Source organism: Massilia sp. LMS1-1-1.1 (genome assembly GCF_040815535.1).
GTDB lineage: Bacteria > Pseudomonadota > Gammaproteobacteria > Burkholderiales > Burkholderiaceae_D > Janthinobacterium > Janthinobacterium aestuarii.
This window is the reverse complement of record NZ_JBFPNG010000062.1, coordinates 1-215: the sequence shown is the minus strand read 5'-3', so window position 1 is coordinate 215 and position 215 is coordinate 1. Positions and strand designations below refer to the sequence as shown.

1 rRNA gene is annotated in these 215 nt (G+C 48.8%); it reads right to left on the bottom strand.

The features are described 5' to 3' along the window. Window positions 1-148 precede the first annotated feature (148 nt). Window positions 149-215: ribosomal RNA gene (locus MRBLMS1_RS26920) — 16S ribosomal RNA — on the bottom strand; the annotation flags it as partial.

Genomic DNA, 215 nt, shown 5'->3' with positions numbered 1-215 from the left:
CGACCCCCGCGTTATCAACACGGTGCTCTAACCAGCTGAGCTACAGCCCCAACGCGGAACTACTACGACTACTGTTTCTTCTTAATTAAACAGCCGATAAGTGTGAACATTTGATGCGTGAATCATTTCTGATTCGTGCAAACTCTAGAAAGGAGGTGATCCAGCCGCACCTTCCGATACGGCTACCTTGTTACGACTTCACCCCAGTCACGAAT